The sequence below is a fragment of the Aminobacter sp. SR38 genome, assembly GCF_014843375.1.
In the GTDB taxonomy this organism is placed as follows: domain Bacteria; phylum Pseudomonadota; class Alphaproteobacteria; order Rhizobiales; family Rhizobiaceae; genus Aminobacter; species Aminobacter ciceronei.
Window position 1 is genome coordinate 134763 of sequence record NZ_CP062119.1, and the last position, 14677, is coordinate 149439.

Consider the following 14677-nt stretch of genomic DNA (forward strand, 5'->3'; position numbering starts at 1 on the left):
TTCGGAGTATCGAAACATGAGAAAATTGCCCCCGCTCAACGCCATCCGGGCCTTCGAAGCAGCCGCACGCCACCTGAGTTTCACCGCAGCCGCCAACGAGCTTTGCGTCACCATCACCGCAGTCTCTCACCAGGTGAAGAACCTCGAAGACCAGATCGGATGCAAGCTCTTCGAACGGACGCCGCGCGAGGTTCGCCTCACCAGCATCGGAGCCCGGCTCTTCCCGGCCCTACGAGAAGGGTTCGATCGCTTCGGCGATGCCTTCGAGGAAATCACGGCGCAGAATGCCGGCCACTCGCTGACGGTGACCACGACGCGCGCCTTCGCCGAGCGCTGGCTCATGCCCCGGCTCGCCCGCTTTACCGCGGCCTTCCCCGACATCAGCGTCAATGTCGAGGGATCGGAGGACATTGTCGATCTGCGCGATACCGGAACCGACATTGCGATACGCTATGGCCGCACCGCCGATGTGTCGCTCGCGACCATGCCGCTGCTCCAGGACAGCTATCATGCGGTAACCAGCGCCAACGACGGACTGCCTGCCGATGCAGATATCTCCGCCTACCGCAGGCGCAACCTGCTCGCCTACCGCTGGCACCTTCACACCGACGAAATTCCCAATTGGTCGCGCTGGCTGCGCGACGCCGACTATCGCACGCCGGGAGATTTTCGGATTTCGTGGTTCAATGACGAAAGCCTTGCCATGCATGCGATGGAGCGCGGAATGGGGCCGCTGCTCTGCTGCAACGTGCTTGCCGCCGACGGGATCGCGGCTGGCAATCTCCGGGCCATCGACGGGCCTGCCATCGACGGTTTCGGCTTCAAGCTCGCGCATGTGCCGACGCGGCAGCGCAAGCGCTCGATCACGCTGTTCGTCGACTGGATCGTGGCGGAGACCGAGCAATTCGCGCTTGGCCTGCCGCAAACGTCGCTAGCCGCGTAGCAGCACCGGCGCCTCGTAATAGGGCAGCCGCTCCTCGCGGATCGGAGCGCCCTTCTGCCGCTCCGCCTCAACATGCGCGATGATGTCGGTGAGCGGCGCGAACCAGACGTTACGCGTTGAGATCACCTTTTCCAGGAAGGCCTCGAACTGTGTCCAGCGAGCGAGACGCCCGGTCAGAAACGGATGCAGTACCGGCATCCAGAAGCCGCCGGCCGCATAATGCGCCTCGAATTCCTCGTAGAAGGCCGCAAGCCCCACCGAGGGTGCCCGCACCGGCATCATATAGCCGATCTCGTCATAATGAGCGAAAGGCGGCCAGTCGTCGGTGCCCCAATGCGGCGGCGCCTCGTAGAGCGATCCCTTCGGTGTCGTCATGCGATAGGGAATATCGTCTGCCATCATCGAGGAATCGTACTGGAACCCGTGTTCGACAAGAAGGTCGAGCGTATGGAGCGTCACGTTGTAGACCGGCGCGCGATAGCCTTGGGGGCGAAGCCCAGTGAGCCGCGTGTGGCAGGCGAGTGCCCGCTCGAACCATATGCGTTCCTCGCTGGCGGTGATCACGGTGGGGTCCTCGTGCAGATAGCCGTGGTGACCGATCTCGTGGCCGCCCGCCTGGATCGCCTCGACTGCGTCGGGATATTGCTCCATCGTCCACCCTGGAATGAAGAAGGATTGCTTGATCCCGAGCCGGCGATAGGTTTCGAGGATGCGCGGCACGCCGACCGTTGGCCCGTAGCGCCCCATGGAGATGGGGTAGAGTCGGTTGAAACTGTCCCGTGGCCGGGCGATGTGGATAAGGCTGTCGGCATCGACGTCGAACGTAACAGCGCAGGCGCATTGGGCGCCGTTCGGCCAGGCGATCGGATTGCGGATCATCGGGACGGCTCCTGAGCGGAAACCATGAATTCCAGCTCGCGCGGCGTGTTGTCAGCGCCATTGATGGGTATCATGTCCTGCGGGCACGCGGACATGACCGCGATTACGTCCCGCTCGGCACGAAAGGTTACGCTGTCGCCTCTCTTGCCGACCGGCGGAAGCCACGAGATCGCGCCGCCCTTGCCCACGGGCGTGTTCATCCAGATATTGAAGGGTGCCGGGATTTCCGGCGCGCGCAGCCCGATCGCCAGCAGCGCCATGCGTAGATTGTCCGTGCAATTGTCGTGATAGTGCTCCGCGCCGAGCTGCCGGTAGCGATAGACATCGCAGGCCGCGACCACGGTATCATGGACGCCCGGCGACGTGTCAGTCAGGAATGTCATGAGCGGCCGGCGCCGGTTCGACACAAGCTTGTCGCCGGTGCGCGGATAGACACTCGACGTCACGCCATGCTGATGCGGCATCGACAGGAATTCGTTGAGATCCTCGGCATCGAAGGCCCAGAAGTCGCAGACCTGCGTACCATGGGTGTTGATGACGGTGAGGAACTGCCCTGCGCTTACCTTCGCCGCCCGCCCCTGCCGCGCCGGCAGGCGGTAGATCTCGTCAAGCGCGGGCATACCGTCGCCCGATATCGGCATGTCGCGGCTAGGATTATGCCCATCCGGCTCGCCGGGATCGAAATTGCGTTGATTGGCGTTCATCGCTTGTCCTCCTGATTGCAACCGAGCTTAGGTTGTCCTTGATGCAAACACCTAATGAGGAAAGCCCGAGCGCAATCGAGAAAAACTCAAGGCTGAGCCGAGAAGCCGCTCGACGTGCGATGCGGCCACAAGGACGCGCCCATCATGCCCACGTGGCGCGAGAAGCGACAGAGACACCGGCAGCCCATCCGGAGTGAGCCCGGCGGGCAGCGCCACGGCCGGTGCGTCGAGGAAGCTCGCGATCATCGTCAGCCGCAGTGTTTCAAGATTCATCTCGGCGAAACGCCTGTCATCGGCCTCCAGTGGCGCGAGCAGCGGCGGCACATGTTTTACCGTCGGCAGGAACACGACTGCGCCTTGCGCCTCGCGTTCGAAATCCTCCCGAGCCGCTACTCTGAGCGCCATGAGCTCGGCGACGATGTCGGGGTCCGTCCGACCACCGAGTTCCAGCCGCGCAAGCACACGTGGATCGACAAGGTCACGCTCTGGCGGCGCTAGCAGTGCGGCATGCTGGCGATACGCCTCGAAACCACCGGGCCAGCCATGGCGCGCTATGGCGTCCGACACCTGCCACAACGGCTCGAGACGCCGAAACAAGATGCGCGCACCGCCGTGACGGAGGTCACGCAGAGCGTTGTCGATGACCTGTTCCACATCAGGCGCCACGCCGCAGAACCGCAGAAATGGACGGTCGACAAGGATCTCAATCTCATCGTCGGCAGTTGCCACGTCATTCGGCCTCCCCCTCGCCAACCCATCGAAAGCAATCATATCCGCCACGGTTCGAGTGACTGCACCGAGCGTGTCGAAGCTCGGCGCGAGTGGCACCACGCCACTCATCGGATAGCGGTTGGATGTCGCCCGGAAACCGACCGTTCCGGTAAAGGCCGGCGGCACCCGCAGCGAACCCGCCGTGTCAGTGCCGAGCGCGAGCGCCACCAGATTGTCCGCGACTGCGATGGCCGAGCCCGCCGACGACCCACCCGGCGCGCGGGGCGGATCATGGCGATGCCGGCCCGGCGTTCCGAAATGCGGGTTCAGGCCAAGGCCCGAGAAGGCGAATTCGCTGAGATTAGTCTTGCCAGCGACGAGCAGCCCCGCCGCGCGCAGCGTCGCGACGATCGGGGCATCGCTGCGCGCCGGACCGAGCCAGGCACGCGTCCGCGATCCATTGGTGGTGCGGTATCCGGCGGCGTCGATATTGTCCTTGACCGCGAACGGGATACCGTCATAAGGGCTCAATGGCTCTCCCGACCGGCGGCGCCCGTCACTCGCCCGGGCCTCCTGCAGAAGATGCTCCGCATCGACCGAGATGAATGTCGCGGGCGACGTCCTGACCCGGTCCAGGAAGTCGCGCGCAAGATCGCCCGCGCTAACCTCACCCGAGGCAAGTCCGGCCGCCAGCGCCGGGAGATCACCACCGTCAGGCATAGGCCGCCGCACCCGGCCGCTCGCCGAGCACGTCCGCCATTCCGGCAGTGAGTTCGCTGGCCAGAGCCTTGGCCGCAGCGTGGCCGGCGGCAACCGAGGCCTGGTGACGCTCACCACCGAATTCCTGATATTCGATTGCGACATGCCGCATTTCGGCGACACCGAAATAGTGCTTGATGGCGCGGATATGGGTATCGAGATGGTTCATATGCTCGCGAACGCCGCCCGGCTCGAAGCCGAATTCCCCACTGGCGGACAGGAGGACCAGCGTCTTGCCCGACAGGATCGGCTCCAACGGGAAATCGCCGCGCCCGAGATCGAAAGTGAAGGTCTTGCCGATGCGGATAACCTGGTCGACCCATGCCTTCAGCGCCGAGGGCATGCCGTAATTGTACATCGGCGTCCCCAGAGCGATAACGTCCGCCCGAGTCAGCTCGTCGATGAGCACATCGGACATGGCAAGTATATGCGCCTGTTCAGGGGTGCGCTCTTCCGGCTTGGTAAATGCCGATGCGATCCAGCCTTCCGTGGTCGGCGGCGGCGGCAGACGGCCCACATCGCGGTGGACTATTTCGTCATCGGGTCTGAAGGCGCGCCACGTATCGACGAATGTCTTCGACAGGTCTCGCGACAGCGAACGGCTGGTGCGGGCGCTTGCATCTATGTGAAGGATAACTGCCATCTCGGCCTCCGGTGATGATCGTGACCTCGACATATCTCCCACCGAAAAGGCTCACAAATTAGAGTTTCTCTGAGAGGGTCTAATCCAGCTCAACTCAAAAAATGCCGGGGACGGGCCCCGGTATCCAGGCGGTCAGGCTTGGGGAAGTTCAGTAAGGTTCGACTTTAAGCTCGCCGGATTTCATCTTCTCGACCAGCGCCAGAACCTGATCCTGCGCATCCTTCGGCACGGTGGGGCCGAATGTGCCGATGCGCATGGCGGCCGTGTTGGTAAGGTCGGCCTTGTAGAGTTTACCTTCGAGCTTGCCCTTCGCGGCGATGCGCAGATAGCTCAGCATGTTCTCGGTCACGTCGAGGATCGCCGACTGGACCATGATATCGGGCCAATCCTTGATGCCGTCATAACAGAGACCAATCGATTTCGCGCCCTTTTCCTGGACCGCTTGAAGCGCGCCGACATTGGCGGCATCCATCGTCGGCCAGATGACATCGGCACCCTGGCTGAGCTGGCCGAGAGCCGCCTCCTTGCCCTTGGCGACATCGTTCCAGTCACCCATGACATTGTAGAGCACCTGTGTCCCTGGCACCGCCGCTTCGGCACCCTCGCGGTAGCCGGCAATGGAATCGAGCGTGAACTTGAACTCTTGCGCCACCAGCATGCCGATCTTGCCGGTCTTCGAGACCTTGGCGGCCGTGTAGCCCATCAGGTAGCCGAGCTGGCTGAAATGGAAGTCGGCATTGGCGACATTGGTGCCGACCCCCAGGCCGTTATTGACCATGAACATCGTGTCCGGATAGTTCTTGGCCACGCGCAGGATCGCATCCTGATATTCGCCGCCATGGCCGATGATCAGATTGTAGCCGCGCCGGGCGTAGTCCGAGAGCACCTCGACCTGATCCGGCTGCTCGACATGCTCCGAATAGGCGAACTCGATCCCGAGTTCCTCCTTCGACCGTTCCAGCGCATGATACCCGGCCTCGCTCCAGCCCTTGTCGGAGATGGTTCCCGGCATCACGATCGCCACCTTGTAGGGGTCCTGCGCGAGTGCCATCGGCGCCGTGGCAACCACCGCGCCAAGAGAAATCGCAGCGGCAAGAATAGTCCTTCGCGTTATTGTCACATCATCCTCCCAGAGCCCTCGGGCTCACTTATTAGCGGCCGACACATTCTTGATCGACCATAATTTATCATGCCAAATCAGAACCTTAGTTGGTAATGACGATTTTTCAGATCGGGTTGAGATTTGTTTGGTCTCACCGGCTTTCCCGGTCGTAAGGCTGGCCCAGCGCCTCCGGTGCGCGCGTCGAGCCGATGAAGATGACGAGCGCGACGATGGAGGCGACATAGGGAAGAATGATGAAGGCCTGGTAGGGCACGGAGGGGTTGGCAAATTGCAGCCGCAGCTGCGCCGCATCGCAGACACCGAAGAACAGCGCCGCCAAGACCGCCAGCAACGGATTCCATCGTCCGAGGATGATTGCCGCAAGCGCGATGAACCCCCTGCCGGCGCTCATCTCCTCGGTGAAGAGATGGATCTGCGAGAGCACGAGATGCGCGCCGCCCAGCGCTGCCAGCATGCCGGACAGGATGATCGCGACATAGCGGACGCGAAACACCGGAACGCCGGCGGTGTCCGCCGCCTTCGGATTCTCACCTGTGCCGCGAAGATTGAGACCCCAGTTCGAGCGGAACAGCGCCCAGAGCACGACCGGCACCAGCAGATAGAGCAGATAGACGAGCGTATCCTGATTGAACAGCACCGGACCGGCCACCGGGATCGAGGACAGTCCGGGTATCGCGACTGGCTCGAAGCCCGCGACCAAAGCGCGGCCGAGATCGGCGCCGAAGACCTGGCGTGCGAGAAAGGCGGTCAGGCCGGCGCATAAAAGGTTGACGGCGATGCCGGCGACGAGCTGGTTCACGCGCAGCGACACATTGAGAATGCCGAGGACGAGGCCGGTCAGCGCCCCGCCGGCCAGCGCTGCGATCAGGCCTGCGCCGGATGATCCCGTGTAGAACGAACCGACGGCCGCGCCGAATGCGCCTGCCAGCATCATGCCTTCGAGCCCGATATTGATGACGCCGCTACGCTCGGAAAGCACGCCGCCCAGGGCGGCGAAGCCGACGGGTATCGCGAGCCGCACCGACGAGCCGAGGAAATCCGTGAACTGGGCGGGATCGGTGAAAATGTCCATGTCAATCGCCTTTCGTCGCGAGCGAGCCATCGGGCATCTTGCCGGGGGGCGATGACCGCAGGGAACCAAGAAAAACCCGAATGCCCGTGAGCAGGCCCGGCCTCAACGCCAGGCTGGCGGCGACCATAATCACGACGATGCCCTGGATGGCATCGACGACCGAGCGTTCGATGCCGGCGCCGCGCTCCATGACCCCCGCGCCGGCTTTTAGCCCCGCCAGGAAGAAGGCCACGAGCGGCAGCGCAAGCGCCGAACCCATGGCGACGAAGGCCGCAACGATGCCGTCATAGCCATAACCGCTGCTGAACATGTGGAAGAGACGGTACTTATGCCCCATCACCTCGAAGCCGCCCGCCAGCCCCGCCATCGCACCGCCGAGCATCATAGCAACCAGGATCTGCCTAGGTACGGCGATGCCGGCATACTGGGCCGCCGACGGGCTCCGGCCGACAATGTCGATCGCGCGACCCGCCGTGGTGCGCTTGAAGAACCAGTAGAAGCCGAAGGCTAGGACCACGGCGATGAGAATGCCGAGATGAGCATCGGTACGCGGCATGACATGCGGCAGATGCAGGCTTTCGGAAATCTCCTCCGAATAGGGATAGGGTGCCGATTTCGCGAGCATCGGTCCGCTCACAGCATAGGACACGATCTGGATACCGATGAAGTTCATCAGCAGGGTGACGATGACTTCGTTGACGCCGTAATAGGCGCGCAGCACGGCCGGGATCGCCGCCCACAAGCCGCCGCCGGCAGCCGCGGCGATCATGACGAGGGGAATACCTATCCACGAATTCATGTTGGGCATGCCAAGTGCCACGATCGTTGCGAACAGGCCGCCTAGATAAATCTGGCCTTCGCCGCCGATATTGTAGACGCCGGCGCGCAGGGGGATCACCACAGCGAGCCCGGCAAGCAGGATCGGCGAGGTTTTGACCAGCGTATTGGACAGACCGAAATAGTCGAAGAAGGATTCGCCGAAAAGAACCGCATAGGCTTTCCAGGGATCGGCGCCCACAGCGAACATCAGCATCGCCCCGATGACAAGTGCCACGAACACGGCGATGACGGTTCTGATCCGGAAAGCCCAATCGAAAATCGCCGTCATCACGCCACCTCTTCCTGAACGCCGGCCATGTAGAGGCCGATGCGTTCGTCCGTCGCCTGTTCGGGTTGAAGGATCGGGCTCAGTTGCCCAGCGCAGAGGACGCCGATCCGGTCGGCGACCTCCATCACATGTTCTAGTTCGGTTGAGATGTAGAGCACCGCCACGCCGCGATCGCGCTCTTCGAGGATCTTGCGCTGGATGAAGGCGATGGCGCCGACATCAAGGCCTTTGGTCGCTTGCATCACCACAAGGATTCGCGGCCCGGCGTGGACTTCGCGCGCGATGATGATCTTCTGCTGGTTGCCGCCGGAGAGCATCCGCGCATGCTGGTTCCGGTGTGCGAGCCGGATATCGTAGCGCTCAACGAGATCGGAGGCGCGTTCCTGGATCACCCGGTCGTCGATGATGCCCATGCGGCTGACGGGACTGCGGTCGAAATCGCGCAGCGCCATGTTGGTCGCGACAGGATAATCAAGAACGAGCCCGGTCTCATGACGGTCTTCGGGCACGAAGCCGATGCGGGTATCGACGATGCGGTCGCGGACAGTGAGCCCCTTAATGCTCTTTCCGTCGACGACGATGTCGCCCGACAGAACCGGACGAAGCCCCACAATGGTTTCGGCAAGCTCCCGCTGGCCGTTGCCGTCCACGCCGGTAATGCCGAGAACCTCGCCGGCATGCAGGCTAAGATCGACGGACTTGAGCGCCAGCGCGCCGCGATCGTTGTGCGCAACGATGCTTTTCAGTTGGAGGCGGATATCGGTCTTGGGTGTGGGGCGGCCACCCCGGTGCACAGCATCGACCTCCCGGCCGACCATCACCCGGGAGAGATGCGCCGGCGACGTATCCCGGGCGGCGATCGTCTCGACGACCCTGCCGCGCCGCATCACGGTCACGCTGTCCGAAACCTCCATCACCTCCTCGAGCTTGTGGGTGACGAACAGGATCGTGTGACCGGCAGCCCGGAGCTTCTTCAGCCCGCGCAGGAAACCCGCGATCTCGTCGGGCGCGAGCACGCTGGTCGGCTCGTCGAGCACCAGGATTTCGGCATTTCGATAAAGCGCCTTGAGGATCTCGACCCGCTGCCGCATGCCGATCGGCAGTTTCCAGATCGGTGCATGCGGATCGATGTCGAAGCCATATTCCTCCGACAGTGCCGCGATCTTCTTCGCATGCAGCTCGAGATCGGTGCGGAATCCGCCGAGACCGAGCACGACATTCTCGACCACCGACAGCGCGCTAGCGAGATGGAAATGCTGGTGGATCATGCCGATGCGATGCCGGATGGCGTCACGGGGCGACGACATGAATATCGGCGCGCCGTCGATGCAGATCTGTCCGGCATCGGGCTTGTAGAGACCGTAGAGCACGTTCATCAGGGTGGTCTTCCCGGCGCCGTTCTCGCCGAGAAGGGCACGGATCTCTCCCTTGGCGGCGGACAACGACACGTCGTCCAGAGCCTTGAACGTTGCGAACGTCTTGGTGACGCCCAGCACTTGCAGATGGGTCATCTGCATTCTCCTCCCACAATCAATCGGCTGCATTGACCGCCTGTTTGCAGATGTTTGTCCGGCCCATCAAATGAGATGATCTCATCCCGCAATGAGCTGATCTCAACTCTCGGCGGAGTCGGCTCCACCGGCGTTTCGGACGGGATAAATTTCTGGCATGAGGCGCGGCAACGGGATCGCTCCGGTCACCCGCTCGATCTCGACAAGGGTCGACAGTGCCGATGGTCCCTGCCCCAATGACGAAGTGCCGGCATCCCGCGTCAGCATATTCGGATTGCCATGCAGGTCGAGCGATCCGGCGCTGGCATAGGTCTCGGGCGCGTACCAGGCGCCAGTCGAGAGCTGGATCGTGCCGCTGCGAATGCCGTCGGAGAGCACGGCGCCGGTGATGCAGGCGCCACGGTCGTTAAAGATGCGCACCGCATCGCCATCCGTGATACCGCGCCTGATCGCATCGCCGCGATTGATCAGTACGGGTTCGCGCCCGGCCACTTTCGATTCCCGGCTCAACAGGGCGTGATCCAGCTGGCTATGCAGGCGGGTCGAAGGCTGGTTGGACAGGAGGTGAAGCGGATAGCGCTCGGCCAGTGCGGCTCCGCCCCATTCCTCGGGCTCGATCCAGACGGGATAGCCGGGGCAGTCGGCATAGCCCATCGCCGCGACACGCTCGCTCGATATCTCGATCTTGCCGGATGGTGTCTTGAGCGGATGTGCGACCGGGTCGGCACGAAAGTCGCCGAACAGCACGAACTCCGCGTCGGGCGGCGCAATCTCCACGAAACTCGCGTCCCAGAACGTCTCGAAATCGGGCAGGTCGACCCCGTGCCGCACCGCACGCTGGCGGCAGCCCTGATAGGTGTGGCGCAGCCAGTCCGTGATCGTCCGACCCTCGGTGAACGCGTCCTCGAAGCCGAGGCGCGCGGCAAGATCTGCAAAGATATCGTAATCGTTCCGCGCCTGGCCAACGGGCTCGATCAGCTTTGGCATAGCCACCATGAACCGATCACGCGGCGAAGCGCCGATGTCCTCGCGCTCGAAAGAGGTCGTCGCCGGAAGCACGATATCGGCCTGGCGCGCCGTCGCCGTCCACCAGATTTCATGGACGATGATCGTCTCGGGCCGCTGCCAAGCAGCAAGAAGCCTGTTGATGTCCTGGTGATGATGAAACGGATTGCCGCCGCACCAATAGACGAGCTTGATGTCGGGAAATGTCAGCTCGCCGCCGTTGAACTTTATGGTCTGGCCCGGCGACAGGAGCATGTCGGCCATGCGCGCCACCGGGATGTCGAAGCCGAGCGGATTTTCGCCTGTCGTCATGGCCGGAGCGGAGATCTGCCGCCGCGGGGTCCCCATGCCATTGATGGAGCCGTAACCGAAGCCGAAACCGCCGCCGGGAAGACCGATCTGGCCGAGCATCGCCGACAGCGCGATCAGCGCCCAATAGGGCTGCTCGCCGCGATCGGCACGCTGCAGCGACCAGGCGGCGCTCAGCATGGTGCGTTCCGAGGCCATCCGCCGCGCGAGATCGCTGATGATGTCGGCTTCGATACCCGTGATCGCGGCCGCCCATGTCGCGGATTTCGGTGTGCCGTCCATCGCGCCGGTCAGATAGGCGTGAAATCGGTCGTAGCCGACGGTGTAGCGATCGAGGAACGCATGATCGACGAGCCCTTCCACCACCAGCGTATGGGCCAGCGCCAACATCATTGCCGTGTCGGTGCCGGGACGGATCGGCAACCATTCGGCATCGAGCTCGTCGGGCATGTCGCCCCGCAACGGGCTGATATTGACGAAGCGCACACCGGCTGCCTTGGCGGCGCGCATGAATGTGCCCGTGTCGTGTGAGCCGGCGCCGCCAGTGGTGACCCGCATGTTCTTTGCCGCCGCACCGCCGAACATGACCATCAGCCGGGTTTCGCGCACGATCGCCGTCCAGTCGGTCACCGGCCCTGCCACCGGTTCGATGCCGCCGACGACATGCGGCAGCAGGATGGCCGCCGCACCCCAGCTGTAATTGGTGACCTGGTCGACGCAGCCGCCGAAGCGATAGAGGAAGCGGCGTACCAGAGTGCGCGCATGGTTGATGCGGCCGGCACTCGACCATCCGTAGGAACCGCCGAAGATCGCGCTGTTTCCATGCACCTTTTTCGTTTCGCCTAGCCGCCTCGCGACAAGGTCGAGCGCAGTGTCCCAGTCGACCGGCACGAAGGGTTCGGCGCCACGCCGCCTGTCCAGGTCCGCAGGTCCTCGCAGCAGATAGCCCTCGCGCACCATTGGCTGGGATATGCGGAGCGGCGAATGCACGGCATCGGGAACGGACCGGATCAGCGCCGAGGGTTCGGCGTCACGCGAAAACGCTCGCACGCCCTCGATCCGGCCCTCGGCGATCTCCGGTTCGAATGTGCCCCAATGCGTATGCGACAGCGGCGGGTTCATTGGTCGCCGCTGACCTAACGGCCGAGAATATCCACCGGCCGCGCATAAAGGTCGCCGCGCCGGGTCTGGAGATGGCTCTGCACCTGCCGGCGCCCAACGCCGGGCTCCTCCCAGCGCGCGAGAAGCAGCGCATCGTCTCCGGCCGAGGCCGGCCCGGCAAGGGGGCGTCCGGTGGGGCCGAGAATGAAGCTCTGGCCAAGAAAGGGCAGCTCATTCTCGACGCCCGTGCGATCGGCGCAGGCAATCGCGATCTCATTGGCGCAGGCGGCCGACACCGCATGGTGAAAGCCCATCGGCAGCTGGCCACCGGTCTCATCCTTCTGGCGCGGCGGCACGAACCAGTTGGCCGGCACGGCGATCAGGCCGGCATCCGCGAGCGCGAGCTCGCGCGCGATTTCCGGGAACCAGAGATCGTAGCAGATGGCAAGACCGACGCGCCCCCAGGCGGTATCGACGCAAACGAGACGATCGCCGAGATCGAAAAGTGATCGTTCGGCACCGAAGACATGGGTTTTGCGATAGCGATGGACCGAACCATCTGGTTTTACGAACACGGCGGCGTTGTAGAGTTCCGCGCCGTCGCGCTCGGCCATGCCGCCGATGACGATGATGTCATTCTCGGCAGCAGCCTTTGTCCAAGCCTCGACGGTAGGGCCCTCGATCGACTCGGCAATGGCCATGAGTTCGGCCCGGCTTTCGAAGACGAGGCCGGTGATGCAGCATTCGGGCAGCACGACAAGCCCGGCCCCTTGGCGCGCCGCTTTGGCGATCCATTCGACGGACCGCAGCCGGTTCGCCTCCACCGATCCCTTGACGGGCGCATATTGAGCAACCGCGATCAGCGGGCGGTCGGAAGGTTCACGCATGGACGTTCACCTCATCCCATTCGGAGGCAAGGAACGCCACTCTGTCGCCCGTATGCACCACCGGGTCACGCCGCGTGGCGATCACCCAGCTATCGTGATCGACACGTATTTCTTCGACGACATCGCCGAAGACATCACGCACGAAACCAAGGCGCCCGCCGGCCGAAAGCACTGTACCGGGTTGCGCCTCTGCACGGAAAAAGCCGCCTCTCGTCGCGAGCTTGTGTGCCCTCGCCGTCACGCGTCGGACCGTTCTGCTTCCGGCCAGGGCAGCAGCGCTCTCCGCGATCATTCCGAGTTTCGTCGCGAGCCGCAGGAACCCTTTCACGCCATGCGCGATCACATCGGGCTCCAGCCTGCCGCCGCCACCGAGTTCAATCATGAACGCGGCCCGGCCGAGCGCCAGCGACTGGTAGTCGAGCGCGCCGGAAATATTGCCCGGCAGCTCGCCCGATGCATTTGACACCGGCATGCGGCAGGCAATCGTCGGCTCGAAGCAGGCGATCAGGCCGAGAAGCCTTTCCTCCTCAACCCCCTGATGCGCTTTGTAGACGGCATAGGGTTCGGCATTGAAAGGCGTGCCGAGCGTATGAAGATTTACCGTAACATCTGCCTTTCGCGCGAAGGCCTCGAACAGCGCATGCGCCATTCGCTCGGATGCGAAGCCGTTGACGCGCCCGGGGAAGGACTGATCCATGTCGATCCCGTCGATCGCGGTCACTTTCCGCCGCTCGTCGAGCGCCAATACGTTCGAGACAGGGGTTACGATCACCGAGCCGCGGACGGTATCCGCTGCGATCGCGTCGAGGAAATCGAGCGCCGCGAAAACGCCGTTGATCTCATCGCCATGGACGGCCGCGTTGATCCAGAGGCAGGGGCCGTCTTCCCGGCCCTGCTTGATGAGATAAGGCACGGAGATCTCTCGCCCGGAAGCGAGCGTGCCGACGGAGAGCCATCCGCGCTCCGCACCGCTATCGGCGTCCTCACCTCCATGTACAGGAGCGCTCCGTGTTTCAAGAATAGTGTTCATGACAGGACCTGTTGCTATATATGCAATTCAGTTTCTTCACGTGACGCGCCAACTGAGCGCGCGACAGCCTTGACCGGACTTAACCCGCCGCCGACAGCGCCAGCGAGGAACCGTAGGAATAGTCACCTGCACCTTGCTTGATCGACAGGCGTCGCGCCTCGCGGTGGAGCAACGCGGTCCAGGACTTGATATCTGGTTTGGAGAAAAACTGGTCGGGAATGATCAGCCCGAGCGCCGCCGTCGTCGCGCCATCCGGTCCGATAACCGGCACGGCGATCGCCGCGAGCCCCGGGCTGCTTTCGCCTCGCGTCACCGCGACACCGCTCTCTCGGATCGCCGCCACCTGCTCGCGCAGGCGGGCGGGATCGGTCACTGTGTCGGGCGTGATCGCGCGCAGCGGATAGTGCGTCAGGAAGACATCGAGCTCCCGGGGCTCCATGCCCGCGAGGATAACCTTGCCCGCGGAGGTCGCATGAACCGGCAGCCGCGAGCCCACACGCCAGCGTCCGTCAATATAATGCGGACCCTCGACGGCCATGATGTGAAGCAGCCGGTTCTGGCGCATCACGCTCAGGGTCGTGGAATGGCCGGTCTGCTCGACGATCGAGCGCAGGATCGGCAGCGCGTCCCGCGCCAGCGGCTGCGCCCGAACATAGTTCGCTCCGAGTTCAAAGGCCGCGAGCCCGACCCGATAGCGCCGCGTCTGCGGATCCTGCTCGAGAAACCCGTTCGTCCGGAACACGGCGAGCAGGCGTGAGACCTTGCTCTTCGGCATCCCCGTGGCGTCGGCGATCTGCGTGACGGACAGTGTCAGCTCCTCCGTCTCGAAAAGTCTCAGCAACTGCAGTGCCGTATCTAGCGTCTTCATTCGATTGACTTCCTGACAAGCGAT

General features: G+C 63.4%; 13 protein-coding genes. 1 reads left to right on the top strand and 12 read right to left on the bottom strand.

What is annotated here, in order from left to right; all coding sequences use genetic code 11:
- Positions 1–16 precede the first annotated feature (16 nt).
- Positions 17–943, top strand: coding sequence for a LysR family transcriptional regulator (locus tag IG197_RS33950; protein WP_192321781.1), 927 nt, complete (start codon positions 17–19; stop codon positions 941–943).
- Here IG197_RS33950 and IG197_RS33955 read toward each other — a convergent pair.
- From IG197_RS33955 to IG197_RS34010, 12 genes are all read right to left on the bottom strand, one after another.
- Entirely contained in the window at positions 932–1822 is an 891-nt protein-coding gene (locus IG197_RS33955; protein ID WP_192321783.1) for a polysaccharide deacetylase, read from the bottom strand. The genes IG197_RS33950 and IG197_RS33955 overlap by 12 nt on opposite strands.
- Entirely contained in the window at positions 1819–2526 is a 708-nt protein-coding gene (locus IG197_RS33960) for a DUF1989 domain-containing protein (RefSeq protein WP_192321785.1), read from the bottom strand. The genes IG197_RS33955 and IG197_RS33960 overlap by 4 nt, the downstream gene beginning before the upstream one ends.
- 51 nt (positions 2527–2577) lie before the next feature.
- Positions 2578–3957: an amidase family protein gene (locus tag IG197_RS33965; protein WP_192321786.1), complete on the bottom strand. Its 1380-nt coding sequence runs from the start codon at positions 3955–3957 to the stop codon at positions 2578–2580.
- Positions 3950–4639, bottom strand: coding sequence for an FMN-dependent NADH-azoreductase (locus tag IG197_RS33970; protein WP_192321788.1), 690 nt, complete (start codon positions 4637–4639; stop codon positions 3950–3952). The genes IG197_RS33965 and IG197_RS33970 overlap by 8 nt, the downstream gene beginning before the upstream one ends.
- 148 nt (positions 4640–4787) lie before the next feature.
- Positions 4788–5759: a BMP family protein gene (locus IG197_RS33975; RefSeq protein WP_192321790.1), complete on the bottom strand. Its 972-nt coding sequence runs from the start codon at positions 5757–5759 to the stop codon at positions 4788–4790.
- A gap of 133 nt (positions 5760–5892) precedes the next feature.
- Positions 5893–6834, bottom strand: coding sequence for an ABC transporter permease (locus IG197_RS33980; RefSeq protein ID WP_192321791.1), 942 nt, complete (start codon positions 6832–6834; stop codon positions 5893–5895).
- 1 nt (position 6835) lies between these two features.
- Positions 6836–7942: an ABC transporter permease gene (locus IG197_RS33985; protein ID WP_192321793.1), complete on the bottom strand. Its 1107-nt coding sequence runs from the start codon at positions 7940–7942 to the stop codon at positions 6836–6838.
- Positions 7942–9453, bottom strand: coding sequence for an ABC transporter ATP-binding protein (locus IG197_RS33990; RefSeq protein ID WP_192321795.1), 1512 nt, complete (start codon positions 9451–9453; stop codon positions 7942–7944). Before IG197_RS33990 ends, IG197_RS33985 begins: the two co-directional genes overlap by 1 nt.
- 102 nt (positions 9454–9555) lie before the next feature.
- Positions 9556–11889: a molybdopterin-dependent oxidoreductase gene (locus IG197_RS33995; protein WP_192321797.1), complete on the bottom strand. Its 2334-nt coding sequence runs from the start codon at positions 11887–11889 to the stop codon at positions 9556–9558.
- Positions 11890–11903: 14 nt separating this feature from the next.
- A complete protein-coding gene (locus IG197_RS34000) occupies positions 11904–12755 on the bottom strand; it encodes a nitrilase-related carbon-nitrogen hydrolase (RefSeq protein WP_192321798.1) in 852 nt (283 codons plus the stop codon).
- Positions 12748–13785 carry a M14 family metallopeptidase gene (locus tag IG197_RS34005; RefSeq protein ID WP_192321800.1) on the bottom strand — a complete coding sequence of 346 codons (1038 nt, stop codon included), beginning with the start codon at positions 13783–13785 and terminating at the stop codon, positions 12748–12750. Before IG197_RS34005 ends, IG197_RS34000 begins: the two co-directional genes overlap by 8 nt.
- Before the next feature lie 79 nt (positions 13786–13864).
- On the bottom strand, positions 13865–14653 hold the full coding sequence (locus IG197_RS34010; RefSeq protein ID WP_192321802.1) for an IclR family transcriptional regulator: 789 nt from the start codon (positions 14651–14653) through the stop codon (positions 13865–13867).
- Positions 14654–14677: the final 24 nt, after the last annotated feature.

Bases quoted from the DNA above. Each gene is read 5' to 3' on its own strand.
- IG197_RS33950 (WP_192321781.1), top strand. From the start codon at position 17: ATGAGAAAATTGCCCCCGCTCAACGCCATCCGGGCCTTCGAAGCAGCC.
- IG197_RS33955 (WP_192321783.1), bottom strand. From the start codon at position 1,822: ATGATCCGCAATCCGATCGCCTGGCCGAACGGCGCCCAATGCGCCTGC.
- IG197_RS33960 (WP_192321785.1), bottom strand. From the start codon at position 2,526: ATGAACGCCAATCAACGCAATTTCGATCCCGGCGAGCCGGATGGGCAT.
- IG197_RS33965 (WP_192321786.1), bottom strand. From the start codon at position 3,957: ATGCCTGACGGTGGTGATCTCCCGGCGCTGGCGGCCGGACTTGCCTCG.
- IG197_RS33970 (WP_192321788.1), bottom strand. From the start codon at position 4,639: ATGGCAGTTATCCTTCACATAGATGCAAGCGCCCGCACCAGCCGTTCG.
- IG197_RS33980 (WP_192321791.1), bottom strand. From the start codon at position 6,834: ATGGACATTTTCACCGATCCCGCCCAGTTCACGGATTTCCTCGGCTCG.
- IG197_RS33985 (WP_192321793.1), bottom strand. From the start codon at position 7,942: ATGACGGCGATTTTCGATTGGGCTTTCCGGATCAGAACCGTCATCGCC.
- IG197_RS33990 (WP_192321795.1), bottom strand. From the start codon at position 9,453: ATGACCCATCTGCAAGTGCTGGGCGTCACCAAGACGTTCGCAACGTTC.
- IG197_RS33995 (WP_192321797.1), bottom strand. From the start codon at position 11,889: ATGAACCCGCCGCTGTCGCATACGCATTGGGGCACATTCGAACCGGAG.
- IG197_RS34000 (WP_192321798.1), bottom strand. From the start codon at position 12,755: ATGCGTGAACCTTCCGACCGCCCGCTGATCGCGGTTGCTCAATATGCG.
- IG197_RS34005 (WP_192321800.1), bottom strand. From the start codon at position 13,785: ATGAACACTATTCTTGAAACACGGAGCGCTCCTGTACATGGAGGTGAG.
- IG197_RS34010 (WP_192321802.1), bottom strand. From the start codon at position 14,653: ATGAAGACGCTAGATACGGCACTGCAGTTGCTGAGACTTTTCGAGACG.